Below are 18,281 nucleotides of genomic sequence, written 5' to 3' on the forward strand. Positions count from 1 at the left end.
CGCATAACGATTACAAAATTACACAAAAAAATATATCTAACAAAAGTGGGAGGATTTTTTAACTTTTTACCATAGACATTTTATTAGGGAAGCGTAGGTTCAACTGGCAAGTACAAATAAGTAGAAATGTTTGAACAACACCGTTTTAGGAAGTTGAAAAATCAAGTTTCTCTCTCGGTATAGCGTTTATTTTGGCCAATATCTTCTTTAGTTTAGCATTTGTGTATTTCCCATTCGTGTTCTATTTAGCTCCTTATTATGAGTATGTAGCAAGTTACTTATCAAATTCAGCCTCTTTGAGGGTCAAATATGGTTTTGCAAATGGTGACTGACAAGACATAAACAAGGTCAGCAGGAATTTTTTACATAAATGGACATGAATGTATATAACCTAAAATAAGAATAAATTTTAATAAGGGCTGCCCAAAAAGAAAAAAATGCAGTTGCCATCCTATAGATACTTGCAGAAAGGATAAAATTTACTTTTAGACCTTTTGGGATAGCCCTTATTAATACTTCAGATAAAATTCCTTAGGTTATATTTTCAATCCTTTGGACCGGGTTTCCTCCTTGGCATACAGTCCCGGACGCCCGATTATGACATGGTTGGCAACGATACTATCCGCCGGACTGCGTATCTGCGGCGGTGCATTTTCGGGATATTGCGCCTGCCTGTTCCTCACATCTTCCGCTTCCGGCTTGAGCTGTTGCCCTTCATTCTCCTTTTCTGCGACTTCGGGCGTGGGTGGCGCAAGCTCCAGCTGAATTTTTCGGTCAAGGGCGGCAAGTTCGGACTTCAACTGCTTCAGCTCGTCCTCCTTCTTCCACACCTTACCCGCTATCTCCTGTAACTGCGGTATCTCCATCTCCAGCACCTCGTTCTTCGCCTTGTACTGGTCGATGATGGAGGGTATCCTCTCCATCGCGTTGAGGAAGTTGCGGGCGGCGGCCAACGGGTCAGCCATCGCCAGATGCCCGTTGTTGTAGGTGTACTTGTAGTTCCCCTCGACCACGAAGCGGTTGTCGGTGAACTCCAATCCCTCTTTGAGTATCCTTTCGCTCACCACCTTTATCGGAAAACCGTAAAGTTCACCGACCTGCGTGTACAACCCTCCGGTCGTGGCATTCTTGGCTATCTCCTGCAAACGCTTTCCGATGACCTTCTCATCGGCGGAATCCACTCCGTCCACCTTTATTATATTAAGGCGGTTGCCCTCCTTGTCGGTCTGCACCACCGACAGGAAGCGGTTCCAGTCCTCCGTCATGGCATCTATGAAAGCCGTGTTGTTGCGCAACTCGCCGGTCTTTGACTCCAGCTTGAACTCCGAATCACGCTTGCCCTTGTTGAACGACTTGCGTTCCCCTTCGAGCGATGCGATCCGCTTTTCCAGTTTCGCCTTGTCCAACAGGTCGGTATTGCCGGAGAGCAACGCCATGTATTCCGAGAAATTCATGCCCGATTTTTCGTCCATTGCCCCCTCGTCGATGGTACGCGCACCCATCGCACCGCTTTTGAGCTGGCTTATGAAAGTCTGCTTGCAGTGCAGGAGGTTGAACTTGTAGCTGTCCAGTGACTTCTCCACCGCGTAGATGATTACATCCACGTTGTTCCCGGCGAAATGTTTGGCAATCTCATTACCTGCCCTAACTCCGCGTCCGTCACGCTGTTGCAAGTCGGACGGTCGATCGGGTAGGTCAAGGGCATTACTGCCCTCTTCCCCCCTCAGAACCGTACGTGAGGGTTTCCCCTCATACGGCTCAAGCTTTTCAAAGTCTCTGTTCGTGTGCAGAGACCGGCTCATCCTACTTCTTGTTTCCATTGTTTTTTACGGGATAATTTGAAACATTCATCATGAACCAACATATTGCATTTCCGTCCGTCTTGTACAGTCGGCATTACATTCCATGCCTTATGCGTGTCAATCGGTTCACCACATATCGGACATTTCCGACCTTGCTTTTCCCATAGGTAAAGCAGGGATTTACGTCCTTTCAGCGTCACAAGCATCTTTGACTTCATTCTTTTATTGAAGTACAGGCGGCAGTCTGCGTCAAACGGATTCATGTCCCCCTTTATCTGCGTATATTGCAGAAAAGGAAACGAAGATGCCAGTTTCAACAAGGTAAGTTGGTCTTCTTTGCCGTTTGATTTCTTGAACTTAGCCGCAAAAGTCCAGCTGTTCCCTCGGATATTGTGCCAATAGCGGTCTTTTATCCACCGTTTCCCTTTCTTGGAATGACGGCGTTTAGCCCATTGCCACAAGGCGAGAAATATCTGATGGTCGATTCTGTGAAAAGAATCACGTGTCGCCCCATGCTGATAATATGCTCCCCATCCTCGAATTTTAGCATTCAACATCCTGATTAATGATTCCTGCTTGCAACCCTTATGACCTTTTGTCACCTTACGGATATTCTCCATAAAACGTTTTTCGGCTTTCTTGGTCGGCTTGGTCAATATTTCATTGCCGAATTTGCGGATGTTGAAACCGAGAAAATCGAAGCCGTCATGGATATTGGTTATCACCGTCTTTTCTTCTGATAAGGTCAGACCTCTTTCAGACATAAAGTCGGCTACCAATGGCTTGATTTCCTTTTCAAGTGTTTCACGGTTCTCGCAGGTAATTATAAAGTCATCAGCGTAACGGACAAGATTCACCATTGGCGAATATAACTTACCTTTGATTCTAACTCGTTTATATTTCTCTGCAAGGACTTTCTGCAATCCGTCCAATGTCATATTGGCAAGCGTGGGAGAGATAATGCCACCTTGTGGCGTTCCCTCCTCTGTCGGGAACATCTGTTTGTTGAAGATATAGCCGCATTTCAACCATTTTCGGAGTATTGCCTTGTCCATAGGGATGTTGGCAAGCAGCCATTCATGGCTGATGTGGTCGAAGCACCCCTTTATGTCACCCTCCAGAATCCATTCGGGAGAATAGCCTTTTCGGAGAATGTTATGGCATTGCATTACCGCGTCCATACAGCGGCGTTCCTTGCGGAAACCGTATGAACGTGAGTCGGCTGTTGTTTCCGACACTGGTTCTAATGCCATAAGGTAGAGTGCTTGCATGGCTCTGTCTTTCATTGTCGGTATTCCCAACGGTCGCAGTTTGCCATTACTCTTTTTGATGTGGACTCTTCTCAATGGCTTCGGCTGGTAGCCTCTGCGTTTGAGTTCGCTTATCGCTTGTGTTTTTGCTTCGGGTTTCTCCCATGTTTCCATGTCCACTCCGGGGGTGTTGCCACCTCCGTTAGAAGTAACTCTCTTTACGGCTAAGGCTTTTGCGTAAAAAGAGTGGGTCAGCGTCCACTGCAAGGCTTTCACCTTGTTGTATCTGCCTTCCTTCTGAGCCTTTACAATTCGTGCTTGTAGCTTTCTGACAGCCAACTCCGCTTTAGTCCAGTCTATTCTGTCCCAAAGTGTTTGTTGATTGTCAGCAGGCGCACACGATGTCTTGTTTTCGTTCATTTGCTTTCCTCCTTTTGAAAGTTCTAAAAGTTAATTGTAAAGAATCACCATTTGACAACATTCGGTTTGATTGCCTACCTAATGTCGTCACAGAAGTCTGCCCACTTTCGTGTCGGATGATGTCGCCCACATCAGCCCGTGATGTCGGTTCAATCCGTATCCGCTCCATTACAGAACGGCGTTCGCTTTTTCTGTTATCTTATACCTGCACACCATTCGGCTTTCATTGCTGTCAGCTTACCTGTCATTTTTACATGACAGGAGATAATACAGGCTTACCATGTTCCACATAGATAACTAACGGATAGGTTAGGTTCTGTCTCATCCTCCGGCGGTGCTTATATCCGTGTAATCCTACCATGGAGAGGATTAACCGACCGCTTCCCTTTTGGGTAGAGTGTGCCAGTATCTTACACTCTTTCGTGACATTACGAAGTTTACTAACAGTTCGCTTGCGCTAACCATACTATCCAGCCTCGCCACTCTACGGTATGATACTAACCGTACTTGACTTCCCCTCACGGTTCTGTCTTGTCTTGCGAAAGTGTACTTCGTCCCGACCGCTTAATACAACATTAAGGTGCATCGGTCGGTAGGCTACCGCTGACGGAACAGCGGGTTAAAGCTGATACCCGTAAGTATCATTCCAACAATTATCTATGCGACTTCATGTCGCACCCACGGCGTATCGAGATGATGGATAGCCACACACCGTTTCTGGGCGTTCACACCCGTTCCGAGCATAGAGGTAGAGCCGAACAGCACACGCACCGTCCCGGCGTTCATGGCGTCTATCACCGCCTTCCGCGCCTTGTCGGTCTTGCACTCCTGAATGAAGCGCACCTCGCTTGGCGGTATACCGTAGTCCTCCGTCAGTTTGCGCTTGATTTCCGAATAGACGTTCCACCCGTCGCCCGGCTGGTATGTCCCCAAATCAGAGAAAACGAACTGCGTGCCTTTCTGGGCGTCGTATTTTTGATAATACTCCGCGATCATCTTGGCACAGTGACTCGCTTTGTTGTCGGGATGATCTTCGTAATTCGGGTCTATCATGCGCATGTCGAGTGCCATTTTCCGGGCATAGTCCGTGGCGATGAGCATCTTCGCCTTTTCTTCCGTTTCCGAAAGCGGCAGCCTGCCCAACAAGGTGGCATCGCCCGTCTTGGCGAACTGCATCAGTTTCTGTATGAAGTCCTCCTGTTCCGGCGTGGGCGGTATATGGTGCAGTATCTCGTTCTTGGCAGGACGGTCAACGCCCACATCCTCCGCCGTGCGGTAGTCCGTGATTTCATTATAGAAGGCGGCAAGCTCCGGCACTTTGATGAAGTAGCGGAAACGCTCCTTCTGGACCACATTGTTCGTCACGTTAAATTCAAAATCCGTCGTCTTCTTGGCAAATATCGCCGCCCAAGCGTCGAAACACCTTATGTCCTGCCGTTCCAGCTCCTTCGGGCGCAGGTACTTGAACAGCAGGTACAATTCAGTCAGTGAGTTGCTGATAGTCGTGCCGGAGAGGAAGGTCGCACCCAAGTCTTTTCCTGTGCGCTCCTGTATGGTGCGTATGGCAAAGAGCATGTTAAGTGCCTTCTGGCTTCCCTCGCTGTTTCCCAATCCCGCCACACGGTCGTGGCGCGTGTTGAAAGTCAGATTCTTGAACTGGTGGCTCTCATCTATGAAGATGTGGTCGATGCCCATCTGCTTGAAATCCACCACGTCGTCCGTGCGTGACTTTATGGCGTGTTCCACCTTCTCCAGCTTCGCTTCAAGGTTGTGCTTGCGCTTCTCCAATCCTTTCAGCATCGCCCGCGACACGTTCTTTCCCTGCTGCCGTAGCACTTCGAGGTTTTCCTCCACCGTGTCAAGCTCTGCTTGCAGGATGCGCTGCTGCAATTCCGGCGACTGCGGTATCTTGCCGAACTGGTCGTGCGACATGATGACGCAATCGTAGTCGTTGTTCTTTATATTATTGAAGAAGCGCACACGGTTGGCGGTCGAAAAGTCCTTCTCCGAAGCGTACAGAATACGTGCGTTGGGATATGCCGCCTGATAGGTGGCTGCAATCTCCGCAACGTTGGCTTTCAGCCCGATAATCATCGGCTTGTGTGCCAAATTCAGACGCTTCATCTCATGCGCGGCGATGCACATTATCAGCGTCTTACCGGTTCCCACCTCGTGGTCGCAAATTCCGCCGCCGTTCTGTTTCAACATCCAGACGCAATCCATCTGTGAGGGATAGACGCTCTTGATACCCCGGCTTGCCAGCCCTTTCAGGTTGAGGTCGGGAAAGGTCTGATGGGAGCCGTCGTAGCGCGGGCGCACGAAACAGTTGAACTTGCGGTTATACATCGTCACAAGCCGCTCCTTGAACTGCGGCGACTGCTCTTCGAGCCATTCGGAGAAGCCGTTTCGTATCTCGTCAATCTTGGCGTTGGCGAGTTGTATTCCCTCGCTGTCGCGCATCTTGATGTCGTTGCCATGCTCGTCCTTGCCGATGGACTTCATCATGTCAGGGCAGGTGTTGTGCAGGGCGTGTTTTAGGAGGTGCATACCGTCATAGTTCCGGTAATACCCCTTCACCAGAAACTCGTCCGTGATTTTCATGGTGCGGTAGCCGCACACCACCGAAAACTCGTCCATGCTTGCGGAATAGGCGATTTTCACCTCCGTGTCGAACAGCCGGCTCATGTAGGCGGCATAGACACCCGTCGGAATCCAGCGTTCCCCGAAATTGAAGTCCAGATCCTCGAAGGCGATGCGCTGCGGCTCGGCATCTTTCAGAGCCTCCAACGCCTGCTTCACCTCCGGCATACGCTCATTTTCGGGATTGTCACCCATCCATGCCTCTATGCGTTCCGCTTTCTCTATGACATTTCCGGCGATGAAACGGTCTTTGATTTCGTAACCGGTCACGAGCGGATTGTAGTAGATGCGCCCTTGCAGGGCAGTGAGCAAATCCTCCGCCGTGCTGTCGGTTATCTCCCGCATATAGTCGAGATTGACCGTACCATATTTGTTGAGCGACGCAGACAGGGCTTCTTCGGGAGAGCCTACGTTGGCATGGCTCTCCACCGCGAAGGAAACAGGATGCTCGAAGATGTCCGCCTTGACGAACTTTCCGTTTTCCATCCGTTCCAGCGAAAGGATGTCGCGCCCGCCCGCATCCATCATCACTAACTTCACGTTCTGCTTGGCGTTGAGGTTGCCGTAGCGCATGACAAACTCATCGTAACAGGTATTCAGATGCTCTCGCCACGGAACATTTGCCTCGCGCCGGAGCGATTCATAACGGTACAGACGCTCGTAGGCGTCACGCAGCGACACATACAACAACGCCTTTTCCTTCTGGTATCCTTTCAGGTCGAGCGGCTGGAATGTCGCCCCGTATGGCGTGATGTCTTTCAGGTAGCCGATGTTATGACGCCCCCGGTCAGCCACCAGCGACCCTTCGCGCAGGTGCATCTCCGGCGTGCGGTGGTAGGCACGCGGAGAAAGGTCCACGACTTCCTCCTTCGGCTTTTCCGCTTCGATGTCGGGGAAAAGGAAAGTCCCCACCGCTTCCGATGGGGTATCTGTAACGGCAGGTGCGGCGACTGCCTCCGGCTGTGTTTCCTCCTGTCGTGGCTGCTCACGGGAAGTTTCCGGCACGGCTTTCACTTCCGTCTTTTCCGCCACTTGTTTCTCGTTATGCTGCCTTGCCAGTTCCCGAAGTTCTTTCCTACGCTCCGGCGTCAAACCCATCATCATTTCATAGAAACCGTTGATGGGAGGATTGGTATCCCAGTCCAGTGTGGCATAGATGTCGTCCGGGTCGGCAGGCTTGGCGGTGTTCTCCGCTTTCACCTCCTTATTCTCCATTGCGGGTTTTGCAGTTGGAGCTGTCGGTGTAACCGTGACTTTCGGTTTGGGCGGAGTGGACTTTGCCGTAACTGCCTTTTTCACCGTCTTTTTCTTTTTGGAGGTTTTCGGTTGGCTGACCTCTTCCGTCATCCCCCAGAGGTCAAGCAGGGTGAGCTGCACGCCTGCGGAATATTGCGGGCGCGGTTCTATCTCCGGCTTTTCATCTGCGGGTTGCGGCTTTTCTGTCGGAGTTTCCACCGTCTGCGCCGAGGATACTGTTTCCAATTTTATGGCAGGACGCTCTACTTTATTTTGAACGGCAACTTTTTCTTCCGTTCCTGCCTGCCGGATTGAACCCGAATACAAGCGCATGGCAAGCCTGTAATGGAAATCCTCGTCGAGCATACGGCGCAAATCCCCGGCGATGCCTGCTGCCTTGCCCTCGTGCAGATAAACCATAGCGGGCTTCCCGTAGGGGTCTGTGTCAAGTTTCGCCATCGTATGCACGATGCGTTCCGGGTGGTGGATGAAATAGGCGTTGTCGGTCAGGGCGGTTTTCGTGTCCGTCTGTATCACGGTCATCAGCCGCTCGTCCTGCGACATTTCCTTCTTGCTGAGGTTCTTTTGCAGGACAATCAGGTCACTGCCCACCTCCGTGCCCGCGTTGTCCGTGAACAGGTTGTTGGGCAGGCGTATCGCGGATACCAGATTGGCCTGACTGAACAGCTCGTTACGCACGGAGGTCTTGGTGCTATTCAATACCCCTTGCGAGGTGATGAACGCCACGATACCGCCGTCACGCACGGCATCCAGTCCTTTGAGAAAGAAATAGTTGTGGATGGTTTTCTGGGCGGAGCGTCTGCCGAAAGAGTCGCTCCGCTGAAACTCCGCGTCGAACACGGCAATGTCACCGAACGGAATGTTGGACACCGCCAAGTCGAAATAATTGTTGAACGGTCTTTCGATTTTCTCAAAACCGCAGGTGCGCATTTTCTGGTCGGGATAGAGATGCCTCAAGATTGTACCCGTGAGCAGATCCTTCTCGAAAGCCATCACATCCGCATTGGGGCTGTGCCGCAGCATGGAATCCACGAACACGCCGACACCTGCCGACGGTTCGAGCATACGGGCGGGGCGGACGCTGTAATCTGCCAGCACGTCCGCGATGGTGTCGGTTATCTCTTTGGGGGTGTAGAAAGCGGTCAGCACGGACGCTTTCAGCGAATCCACAAACCGCTTGTACTCTGTTTCGTCCTTGCTGTTCTCACGGATAAGCCTGTGCAGCTCCACCGTCGGGGCGAACAGTTCGAGGTCGGATTTCGCCCACCGGACGGCATCCGTCAGTTCCTTTGCAGGGTTGAGGATACATTTCAGACCGCCGAAACCGCAGTACCTTTGAAGTATGGCACGCTCTTCGGTTGTCGCTGTCCTATTTTCCCTGTCAAGGATGAATGCCGTCCGTATCGCCTCGATGTTGTCCCGCAGTTTCTGTTTGCGGTTAAACGCCATATTCGTCTAAGTAAAGGACGGTTGCTCCCGTCAGCTCCGTGTAGAGCAGGTCGTAATCGGAAGACAGGGCGAAATTGTCATCCGAGAGGTCATAGACGGAGAACACGTTGCCGACAAGCGGCAGCAGTTTCAGGACAAAGGCTTCACGCTTCTCTTCCGGCACTTCATCGGCAAACTCGTTTTCCACGACTTCGCGGAGGATGGCGTAACGGGAATAATGCAGCCCGCGCAGCAGCGTGTCCATCGCCAGTTCCTGCGCACCATCGGCGGGATAGCCTTCAAGCCGTGCCCTCTCATACGTTTCGGCGGCACGGTCGGCCCGTTCCCGTATGAAAGCGGTGTCGTCAGCCTGTTCAAACTTGTTCGTGCGGAGATAGTCCAGCAGGTACAGACCGTAATAGGAAAAGTCGGTCTGACCCTCGTTTTTCTTCTTGTTGTTCATTACTTTGGATTTAGCGGATTGATAATTAACGGGATAATCGGTTGGAAAAAGGAAGAAAAAGGCACTCGGTATCCCTCCGAGTGCCACCACTAAATCCAAAGTATGAGTGTAATCCGGTATCGAAGAACAATTCATTACTCTGAACAAGTGGCAAAGTTAATACTATTTCTTCCGTCCTGAAAATTTCTTGTCCTTTTTAGCCTCCGGGAACACAAAAGTCGTGTTATATTCCCCGTCAAAGGCGACAACAGCATCGAAACTCTTGCCCTGTTTGCTCTTGAACCCTTTGAGCAGCTTGGTATGCCCTTCGGTGAGCAGGTCTTTGATTTCATCGTCGGACAGGGTGCGTCCCGCTTTCAGCCGGAACACGGGCAGTCCGCACTCCGTGTTGTCGCAGCGTACCACCTTGCCGTAGAACCGCATCCTGCCCGTGCCACACTTGGGACACGCGCAGCCGGAGTCACGGCTGCCGAAGAGCTTGTCGCACGAGATCAGTTCGGAGGTTATCTCACGTGTGTACGCCTCTATCTCCTTGCGGAAGGTGTCGTCGGACAGTTCCCCGCGCTCGATACGCGCCAGCTCCTTTTCCCATTCGCCCGTCATGGCAACATCGGCGATGCGCATCGTCTTGACGACGGAATTGAGGGCAAGTCCTTTTTCGGTGGGAACAAGCGACTTCTTGCAGCGTTCCATGTAACCGCGCTTGAAAAGCGTTTCGATGATGGAGGCGCGTGTGGCGGGAGTACCGATGCCACAGTCCTTCATCGCCTGCCGCAGTGCGTCGTCCTCAATTTCCTTGCCCGCCGTTTCCATTGCCGAGAGCAGGGTGGCTTCGGTATGCAGCGGCTTGGGTTTGGTCTTTCCTTCGGTAATGGACGAGCCTTTCGGTGTCAGCGTGTCGCCTTCCTGCCAGCCGGGGATGGTAATTTCCTCTTTTTCCTCGCCATAGACGGCACGCCATCCGGTTTGCTTCACGACGCTGCCTTTTACGGTAAACTCCACTCCGGCACATTCCGCCGTGACAGTGGTCACATCCTTGACGCATTTCTCAGAGAATGCCTCGACCATGCGCCCGGCAATCATCTGATAGATGGTATTGTCCTCTTTGGAGAGGAAGAGCGGTTTCTCACCCGTGACGAGCAGGGCATGGTGGTCTGTCACCTTGCCGTCGTCCACGCTGCGGCGTGTCGGGGCGGCTTTTGCCCGCACCTTGTCTTTCCATTCGGGCTGTGTGCCGATGAAAGCGAGCAGTTTGGGAATTTCGGCAAACACGTCTTCGGGGATGTAGCGGCTTCCCGTTCTCGGATAGGTTATCAACTTCTTTTCGTAGAGTTTCTGCGCGATTTCAAGCGTCTGTTCCGCCGTGAAGCCGTGCTTGGCGTTGGCTTCTTTCTGGAGCGTGGTCAGGTCGTAGAGCAAGGGAGTTTCCTCCGTCTTCTCCTTGCGCTCGGCTTTCGTGACAGTGGCGCAACCTGCCGCCTTTACCTTATTATATAGTTCCATCGCCGGTTCTTTCTCTTTCCATTTCTCGGAGGATGAGAATTTCACGACTTCGCCGTCGCAACCGTCCGTTGCGATATGGAGCTGCCAGAATGCTTCGGACGTAAAGCGGCGGTTCTCCCAGTAGCGTTCACATACCATAGCCAACGTTGGTGTCTGCACCCGCCCCACGGAATACGTGCCGTGTCCGGCGGCGATGGATAACGCCTGTGTGCCGTTGATGCCCACGAGCCAGTCGGATTCGCTCCGCGCTTTGGCGGCGAGGTAGAGGTTGTCGTATTTGCTGCCGTCTTCGAGTTTCCGCAGTCCCTCGCGGATAGCTTTGTCGGTGAGAGAGCTGATCCACAGGCGCACGAAAGGAGTGGTGCAACCCGTATAGTGGTAGAGGTAGCGGAAGATAAGCTCTCCCTCGCGTCCGGCATCGGTCGCCACGATGATATGTTCGCTTGTGTCGAACAGTCTTTTGATGACTTTTATCTGCGACACCACGCCGCTGTCGGGCTTGTAACCTTTCTCCGTCCTGACCTGACGGGGGACGAGCGTGAATGTGTCGGGAATAATCGGGAGGTTGTCACGGACAAATCCGCGCACGCCGTAGCCGTCGGGCATGGCAAGCTGAACGAGGTGTCCGAATGCCCATGTCACGGCATAACCGCCTCCCTCGAAATATCCTTCCTCTCTCTTTGTCGCGCCCACGATGCGGGCGATTTCACGTGCCACGGAGGGCTTTTCTGCAATGATTGTCTTCATGTCTTCTTCTTTTTTGTTGATACTTTGGATTTTATTTTGGATTCAGTGGCGGACACGGGATTACATTTTCATGCCCTTGCCCGTTTTCTTCTGCGGCTTCTCCTGCTGCTGTTGCTGGCGGGCGTCCTTCGGGTTGGTCTGACCTTTCTGCAACGGCTCTCTCAGATTCTTTGTAGCCTCGTTGGTCTTGCCATCGTTGTTCACCGCCACCTGCGTGCGGCTCTCGTTGGACGGAGCAACCTGCTGTGCATTGTCAGGGTTCGTGTCGTAGCGGTACGGGCGTCCCTTCTCCGGGTTGAACTTGATATACATCGTGGCATGGAAGCCCTGCTTGTCGGTCACGTTCTCCAGCTTCACGGCTTTACCCGCCACATAGTCGGCTTTCTGCTGGTCGGTGAAGCTCACGCCGCTCCATTTGCTGATGGGGCGGATGCTGCCGTCCTCGTTCGTCCACGTGTTGCGGCGTTGCTCCTTCTTGGTCTGTGCGGCATTTTCCCCGCCCTGCGCCTGACTTTTCGATGTGTCGCCTTTGGTTTCCTGTGTCTGTGCGGTACGGGGCGACTTGCCGGTTCCCGGCACGAACTCCACGCCGCGCTGCTCCACGTTCACTTGCAGGGTGGTGACGAACTTTCTGCCGTCGTTGCGCTCGATGAGCTTGTCGCGTACGGGCAGTCCGGCGCGGAGCATGTCCCGCTCCTGCGTGGTGATTTCCGTCTTGCCGATGCGCTCCGGGATGCGCACCCTGCTTGCCGGAATGTCCGTGATTTCATTCGTCTTGCGGTCGATGCTGATGTAGGAGGGGATGATCTCGCCCGTTTCCCTGTCCACAATGTCCACGACCCTACCGAGATTGCCCGTTTCGCGGAGGTTCTTCCGGTCATTGTCGGAAAATTTGTGTTCCTTGTACTCATCCAGCTTCTGCTCCTTGCGGATGAAGTGCGGCACGAGGCTGATGTTTCCCTCACCGTCCTTCTTGAAGGAGAGGCGGGCGTCCAGCTCGAATGATTCGCCGCCGAAGGTCGGTTTGACCTTTACCAAGTCGGACTTGCCATAGTTGAGCATCTTCGTAAGGTCGCCGGACTTTTCAAGGTTGTCCCGCTTTACGCCCCATCTGTCCTCCAGCTCCTGCCAGTTGATTTTACTCTCGTCGATGGGCTGGTAGCCACGTTTGCCCTGCATCTGTTCGGATTTGTCCTGTTGCTGTTCTTTCCGTTGTTCCATGTTCTCCTGTTTTTGAGGTTCTTGTTTCTCTGTCTGTTGTGCTGCCATCTCTTCCTGCACCTTCTTCTCATAGTCGGAGGTGTCCACCTTGTGAGGGGCGAGCAGCTCCTTGTTCGCTTCGGGGTCTTTCAGCAGTTGCTTCATCACCTCTAAGAGATTTTCAGCTTGGTCTGCCGCAATGCGGTAGAAACCGAAGCGGCTGGGTTCCTTGCACTGCCGGAAGAAGTTCTTGAAGAAGTTGTCCAGCACGTCGCCATGTCGGTCGAATTGCAGGAAACTCTGCGCGTTCTCCGCTTTTGCGGGGGTGCGCTTGGGTGTGCCGTCCGCGTTCAGCCCGGCTACCACGCTGATCTCGCCTGTCTTCTCGTCACGGACTACCAGCACGTCCTTTTCGTCTTTTTTCTTTGCCATCTGAAAAATGTTTTAATGGGTTATTTATGAAAGAAATTATGGATACGAGCCTTGTAGAAGGCTATATCTTCCTTTTTGAAGTCCTTGATATGGTTGGAAAGGAATGTCAGCACGTCCTCCTCGCTGTAATAGGTCTTCTTGCCCAGCGTCTTGTAGGGCAATGCGCCTACGCTGCGGTAGCGTTGGAGGGTGCGTTTGCTTATCTGGAGCAACATGCACAAATCCTGATTGTCGAAAAGGCGGATGCTTTCCGTGATAGTGGGCTGTTTCCCCTCAGCCTTCATCGCCAGCAGCAGTTCGTCCTGACGGTCGAGCCGTTCCATCAGCTTCTGCATCCAGCCCTCGAAGTTGTTTCGTGTGAGCAGTTCCATGACCTATGTCCTCCTTCCTTTTGGTTTGCCGCCCGTGCGCAGCGTGTGGTTGTGGAACAGGGTGTCTATTGTCCCTTCCTCGTTCCTTACTGTGTTGTCCTCCAATAGCCGCAGTATCTCGGAAAGGCGGTAGCGGCAGCTTCCGCGTACCACCACATACTCGATACGGTGGTCGGTGCGCATACGCTGCATGGTGCGCTTGCTCACGTTGAGCATCTTCGCCGCCTGTGCCGTGTCAAGCAGCTTGTCTTCGGTTTCCCGCTTCCGTTTCTTCTCGTCCCTTGCCTCGCGGATGTACCCTGCGATGTTCGCAATCTGCGCCATCATCTCCTTGTAGGCGGAACTTTCCATTGTTATCACTTTCATGTTCAGTCCTTTCTTTTTGTTTCTGCGACAAAATTCGGCAATAAACAAAAGGGGCTTTAACAACTCACTACGTGACTCACGTAAGATTTTTGCGGAAGATGGCTCCGTAACCCGGTCAAACGGCGCAACAGGCAGCCTTTCAGCGGAAAACGATACGTCTTGTATGCCGTTTCGTTACCTTTGCGGCAAACTCTAAATGACATGAATATGGAAATAGTATCTATCGAGAAAAAGACTTTCGAGATGATGGTGGCGGCATTCGGCGCACTCTCGGAGAAGGTCGCCGCCCTGAGGCGCAAAAGCGACACGGGGCGCATGGAAAGATGGCTCACGGGCGAGGAGGTCTGCGGGCAGTTGAGAATAAGCCCGCGCACGTTGCAGACGCTGCGTGACAGGCGGCTTATCGGCTACTCGCAGATAAACCGCAGGTTCTATTACAAGCCAGAGGAGGTGAAGCGGCTGATACCGCTTGTCGGCACGCTCTATCCGCACGGCAGATGATTTGATTTATTCACCCACTGAATCCGAAGTTATGATGAACGAGAACAACGATGTTTTTACGATGGAAGACGAGCCGATAGCCTCTGTGGTGCAGGATATGCGCAAAGGCTCGAAATGGCTGTCCGCATTTCTGGAAAGCTACCGTCCTCCGCTGGACGGGGAACGTTACCTGACGGACGGCGAGGTGTCGGAACTGCTCCGTGTGAGCCGGCGCACCTTGCAGGAATACCGCAACAACCGCGTGTTGCCCTTCATACTTTTGGGAGGGAAGGTGCTTTACCCGGAAACGGGGCTGCGCGGGGTACTGGAAGCGAACTACCGCAAGCCGCTGGAGTGAGGCGGTTTCATGAAAAAGTAAACGGGTGACACCTTTTGTGGTGCTACCCGTTTACTTGTCTTATGGGGTATGTGCAATCAGCAATACCCGGCTTTTCCGTTCTGTATGAACATCACGTATGTCTGCCGTTTCTCTTGTGAGAGTGCCTTTCCCACCAGCCATGTGCGGAACAGGTGGGTGTTGTAGGTATTCACCCTGAAAGCGACCGGGATGATGATTTCAAGGGCGTACACGTCCGCGTGCAGCCCGTTTTCAAGCTGCATGTAGCGGCACACCTCGTAGTCGTTCAGCACGTCCGACTTGCGGACGGCTCTGATGGCGGCGTTCACTGCCGGGACGGTCGTATGGAACAATCCGGCTATTTCGGTGGCGGTCATCCACACGTCGTTACCGGTTACGCTGACTGCCTTGTCCTCGATGATGATTGTGTCACGTTTCATGGCTTTTCTTTTTAGATGGTGCAACCTGCAAATTCCTCGACGCCGTTCAATCTTGCGGCAAGGTTCTCCATGTCCTGATTGAGCTTCTCTTTGGTTATCTTTGCGTAAATCTGCGTCGTCTTTATGCTCTTGTGTCCGAGCATGGAGCTGACCGTTTCGATGGGAACACCGTTGGAGAGGAATATCGTCGTGGCTGCCGTGTGGCGGCTCTGATGCCACGTGATATGCTTGGTGATGCCGCAACGCTTGGCGACGGCACGGATACCGGCAAGGCACGTGTTATAATGCGGAACGGGAAATATCCTGCCGTCCCCGCACAGTCCCCGGTATTTGCCGATTATGCGGTTGGCGATGTCGAGCAGGCGGATGTTGGACACCACGCCCGTTTTCTGGCGGTTGATGTTTATCCACTCGTGTTCGTCGAAGTAGGTGCGGATATTCTCTTCCGTAAGGTTGCGCATATCCGCGAACGACAGCCCCGTGAAGGCGCAGAACAGGTAGAGGTCGCGGTACAATTCCTGTTTGGCGTTTTTCAGTTTCCCCTCCATCAGCAGGCGGATCTCATCTTTGGTCAGGAAACTGCGTGTTGTTTCCTCCTTCTTGATTTCATACTCGCGGAACGGGTCGCGCGTCAGCCACTCGTTGTTGATGGCGATGAATACCATCGTCCGTAACGGGCAGACGTACAGCCACACGGTATTGGTGCAGCAGTGCTTGTCCGTGCGCAGGAACATCTCGAAGTCGGAGATGAAAGCCGGGGTAAGCTCTTTTAGGGCGATGTCCTTCACATGGTAGCGGATGTCGAGGAACTCTTGCATGTGCTTGTAAACGGTGCGGTACTTCAGCAGCGTGCCTTTGGCTTTCATGCCTGCCTCCACCTGCTTCTCGTAGTCCTCGTTGTGCTGGCGGAACACCTGCATCAGCGTGTGGTAGCGGTGTTCCAGTCCGAGAAAGGCGTTCTTCACCTTCTCCGCCGTGACGAAGTTGTCACGCTCCATGATTTCCTGATAATGCCTGTTGATGCGTACCCGCATCTTGTCAAGCATACGGTTCGTTTCGAGTGCCGCCGTGCTTCTGCCCGTGACACGTCCACCTTTGGTGTCCCACAGTTTCGGATCGACAGTCAGTTTGCAGCTGAACTGTGTCTGGCTGCCGTCCACCGTGATGCGTCCCATGACGGGAACTGTCCCGTCCTTTTTCACTACCTGACGCTTGAGGTAGTAGATTACTGAAAATGTACTCTTCATTGTCCTTAATTTTTGGGTTTCAAAATTAGTTGGTGAAGAGTCCGGTGTTGGTACGCAAAACGGGGAGGAACGGCGCAATCTTTTTCCGTAACCTGATTTTTCGCATGAGTTATGGATAACTCACTATTCCTTAGAGCCTTGTTTCGCTATTCGTACCCGTTTGTCGCATTTTCGGGCATGGTTACGAACAAGTAACGTAGCGGCGTCAGGATTTGGCTTCGGCAGGGATTGTAATGGCTTCACGGATTATCGCCACTTCAACCAAAACCCTTGTAACTCAATTCTATCACTATATCTTTCCGCATTTCACTTTTTTGTAGTAACTTTGCAGCGTTAAAATATACTTATATTATATAGTTGAAAGTAGGTATACCTGGAAGTAATGGTTTGTTAAGGTTACATTGCTTCCTTTGTTCAACTATCAAACCTTAACATCCTAAATAAGTGACACGTACAAGTCACACAATAATGTCAACCTTAACATGTACAAAAATGAAAAATTTTCTTTTAAATTGATGATTTCCGTCAATGGTTTCACAGAAAAACCTACCAGTAAAGACTACAACAAAATATCCTTTGAAGAAAAAGAAATTACTATTTCTGAATTGGAGCAATTTATAAAACAAGGATATATATTCTCTTGCACATATATCGACAAGGAAATAAAATCCCTCTTTGGTTATAAGAAGAAAGAAAGGGCATTACATACTAACATAATAGTATTTGATATTGATAATACATTATTATCATTCAATGAATTATTAGTAACATTGAAATATCAGCCAAGCATTGCGTATACCACATTTTCACATATTACTAAAGGAAACAGATATAGACTTCTATACATTTTCAATACACCACTAAATCAAAATCAATATCAGATACTATATGATAATATTATAACAAATATAGAATTAGATAATCATAATAGAGCAATCTACCAATTTTATTTAGGGAGCTACGCAAATTGTAAACTTATAAACAATCTTATCATTTATAGTTATGATGACATTTCCATTTCTAACAGTATAAAAGAAAAGCCAACACCATACAATATACAGTTACAAATGGAAAAGAGAGATAAAGTTGTTGTTGAAATAAAGGACCATGAATATATTACCAATTTTTGGAACCTTTCCCATAAAGACTTAATAGAAAAATACAGAGAAAAATATCCATTCTTTGAAAATAATTTGGAAGAAGCCAATGAAGATATTCCATATATTACAATACCTGAAAACTATTGCTGTATCAAAAGATATTGGTTCAAGGAAAAAACAAAACTTGATAATGGTAATTGTGTTTACTCCAACAGAGTATGTAAAATTAAAGACGGGAACGGGCGTAGAAAAAAACTCTTTTTAAATGCTATAGTACGCAAATATATGTACCCACAAATTGAATTTGAACATTTACTGCACTGTTTAGCCAATGAACTATACTACTACATCAACAACAGCAAGGACCCAATAAGCAAACAAGAATTATATGATATCGCAGAAAATGTATACAATGAAAACATTGACAAATACTCAGCAATGATTAAACAACAGCAGACAGAAAAAAGAAAATGGATAATAAACCCTCAATATTGCATTAAATACAATCTTTCAGCTAAGACTGTACGAAATATGGTAAAAGGGAAAATCAATAATGAATTAATTGGCTTATATTATGATTGTTCCAAATCCCTAAAAGAAAATCTATCAACTTTTAAAGAACTGAATTTAAAAGTAGGAAAAAGTAAATTATATGAATGGTGTAAAGAAAACAACATTCCAACCAATATGAAAAATAATCAATCAACTAAAAATACTGTTGGCTTATATCTGTATAACCCTATTTCGGCAATAGCAGGATAGGATTCCCCTATAGAA

The 18,281-nt window shown here is 50.5% G+C and carries 12 protein-coding genes and 1 pseudogene; 3 read left to right on the plus strand and 10 right to left on the minus strand.

The window, feature by feature from the left end; genetic code table 11:
* Positions 1 to 536: 536 nt before the first annotated feature.
* The 8 genes and pseudogenes from ITJ87_RS14330 to ITJ87_RS14365 all read right to left on the minus strand — a co-directional run.
* A pseudogene (locus ITJ87_RS14330) lies at positions 537 to 1,700 on the minus strand (DNA methylase); the annotation flags it as partial.
* A 98-nt stretch (positions 1,701 to 1,798) separates the two neighbouring features.
* Positions 1,799 to 3,472: a group II intron reverse transcriptase/maturase gene (gene ltrA, locus ITJ87_RS14335; RefSeq protein WP_032559093.1), complete on the minus strand. Its 1,674-nt coding sequence runs from the start codon at positions 3,470 to 3,472 to the stop codon at positions 1,799 to 1,801.
* Positions 3,473 to 4,129: 657 nt separating this feature from the next.
* Positions 4,130 to 8,818: an N-6 DNA methylase gene (locus ITJ87_RS14340; protein WP_004324010.1), complete on the minus strand. Its 4,689-nt coding sequence runs from the start codon at positions 8,816 to 8,818 to the stop codon at positions 4,130 to 4,132.
* Positions 8,808 to 9,395: a DUF1896 domain-containing protein gene (locus ITJ87_RS14345; RefSeq protein WP_004291461.1), complete on the minus strand. Its 588-nt coding sequence runs from the start codon at positions 9,393 to 9,395 to the stop codon at positions 8,808 to 8,810. The genes ITJ87_RS14340 and ITJ87_RS14345 overlap by 11 nt, the downstream gene beginning before the upstream one ends.
* 27 nt (positions 9,396 to 9,422) lie before the next feature.
* Positions 9,423 to 11,510, minus strand: a complete 2,088-nt coding sequence (gene topB / locus ITJ87_RS14350) for a type IA DNA topoisomerase (protein WP_004291456.1) — start codon at positions 11,508 to 11,510, stop codon at positions 9,423 to 9,425.
* A 60-nt stretch (positions 11,511 to 11,570) separates the two neighbouring features.
* Complete coding sequence (locus ITJ87_RS14355) at positions 11,571 to 13,142, minus strand: DUF3945 domain-containing protein (protein ID WP_004291455.1); 1,572 nt, start codon at positions 13,140 to 13,142, stop codon at positions 11,571 to 11,573.
* 20 nt (positions 13,143 to 13,162) lie between these two features.
* Entirely contained in the window at positions 13,163 to 13,513 is a 351-nt protein-coding gene (locus ITJ87_RS14360; protein WP_004291454.1) for a helix-turn-helix domain-containing protein, read from the minus strand.
* A gap of 3 nt (positions 13,514 to 13,516) precedes the next feature.
* Complete coding sequence (locus tag ITJ87_RS14365) at positions 13,517 to 13,879, minus strand: helix-turn-helix domain-containing protein (protein ID WP_004304264.1); 363 nt, start codon at positions 13,877 to 13,879, stop codon at positions 13,517 to 13,519.
* 201 nt (positions 13,880 to 14,080) lie between these two features.
* Here ITJ87_RS14365 and ITJ87_RS14370 point away from each other — a divergent pair, with 201 nt between their 5' ends.
* Both ITJ87_RS14370 and ITJ87_RS14375 read left to right on the plus strand, forming a co-directional pair.
* Positions 14,081 to 14,380: a helix-turn-helix domain-containing protein gene (locus ITJ87_RS14370; protein ID WP_004291426.1), complete on the plus strand. Its 300-nt coding sequence runs from the start codon at positions 14,081 to 14,083 to the stop codon at positions 14,378 to 14,380.
* 31 nt (positions 14,381 to 14,411) lie between these two features.
* On the plus strand, positions 14,412 to 14,717 hold the full coding sequence (locus ITJ87_RS14375) for a helix-turn-helix domain-containing protein (RefSeq protein WP_004291424.1): 306 nt from the start codon (positions 14,412 to 14,414) through the stop codon (positions 14,715 to 14,717).
* A 77-nt stretch (positions 14,718 to 14,794) separates the two neighbouring features.
* On the opposite strand, the gene ITJ87_RS14380 is transcribed toward ITJ87_RS14375, so the two are convergent.
* Both ITJ87_RS14380 and ITJ87_RS14385 read right to left on the minus strand, forming a co-directional pair.
* The gene (locus ITJ87_RS14380; RefSeq protein WP_004291423.1) at positions 14,795 to 15,157 is read right to left on the minus strand and encodes a hypothetical protein; all 363 of its coding nucleotides are present in this window, start codon (positions 15,155 to 15,157) and stop codon (positions 14,795 to 14,797) included.
* An 11-nt stretch (positions 15,158 to 15,168) separates the two neighbouring features.
* Complete coding sequence (locus ITJ87_RS14385; RefSeq protein WP_004291422.1) at positions 15,169 to 16,404, minus strand: site-specific integrase; 1,236 nt, start codon at positions 16,402 to 16,404, stop codon at positions 15,169 to 15,171.
* Positions 16,405 to 16,886: 482 nt separating this feature from the next.
* Between ITJ87_RS14385 and ITJ87_RS14390 the strand changes: the two genes are divergently transcribed.
* The gene (locus ITJ87_RS14390) at positions 16,887 to 18,266 is read left to right on the plus strand and encodes a hypothetical protein (protein WP_117981666.1); all 1,380 of its coding nucleotides are present in this window, start codon (positions 16,887 to 16,889) and stop codon (positions 18,264 to 18,266) included.
* Positions 18,267 to 18,281 lie beyond the last annotated feature (15 nt).

Origin of the sequence: Bacteroides sp. HF-162 (genome assembly GCF_015679285.1) — a bacterium.
GTDB classification, from domain to species: domain Bacteria; phylum Bacteroidota; class Bacteroidia; order Bacteroidales; family Bacteroidaceae; genus Bacteroides; species Bacteroides uniformis.

Bases quoted from the DNA above. Each gene is read 5' to 3' on its own strand.
- ITJ87_RS14345 (WP_004291461.1), bottom strand. From the start codon at position 9,395: ATGAATTGTTCTTCGATACCGGATTACACTCATACTTTGGATTTAGTG.
- ITJ87_RS14385 (WP_004291422.1), bottom strand. From the start codon at position 16,404: ATGAAGAGTACATTTTCAGTAATCTACTACCTCAAGCGTCAGGTAGTG.
- ITJ87_RS14375 (WP_004291424.1), top strand. From the start codon at position 14,412: ATGATGAACGAGAACAACGATGTTTTTACGATGGAAGACGAGCCGATA.
- ITJ87_RS14355 (WP_004291455.1), bottom strand. From the start codon at position 13,142: ATGGCAAAGAAAAAAGACGAAAAGGACGTGCTGGTAGTCCGTGACGAG.
- ITJ87_RS14340 (WP_004324010.1), bottom strand. From the start codon at position 8,818: ATGGCGTTTAACCGCAAACAGAAACTGCGGGACAACATCGAGGCGATA.
- ITJ87_RS14390 (WP_117981666.1), top strand. From the start codon at position 16,887: ATGTACAAAAATGAAAAATTTTCTTTTAAATTGATGATTTCCGTCAAT.
- ltrA (WP_032559093.1), bottom strand. From the start codon at position 3,472: ATGAACGAAAACAAGACATCGTGTGCGCCTGCTGACAATCAACAAACA.
- ITJ87_RS14360 (WP_004291454.1), bottom strand. From the start codon at position 13,513: ATGGAACTGCTCACACGAAACAACTTCGAGGGCTGGATGCAGAAGCTG.
- topB (WP_004291456.1), bottom strand. From the start codon at position 11,510: ATGAAGACAATCATTGCAGAAAAGCCCTCCGTGGCACGTGAAATCGCC.
- ITJ87_RS14365 (WP_004304264.1), bottom strand. From the start codon at position 13,879: ATGAAAGTGATAACAATGGAAAGTTCCGCCTACAAGGAGATGATGGCG.
- ITJ87_RS14370 (WP_004291426.1), top strand. From the start codon at position 14,081: ATGAATATGGAAATAGTATCTATCGAGAAAAAGACTTTCGAGATGATG.
- ITJ87_RS14380 (WP_004291423.1), bottom strand. From the start codon at position 15,157: ATGAAACGTGACACAATCATCATCGAGGACAAGGCAGTCAGCGTAACC.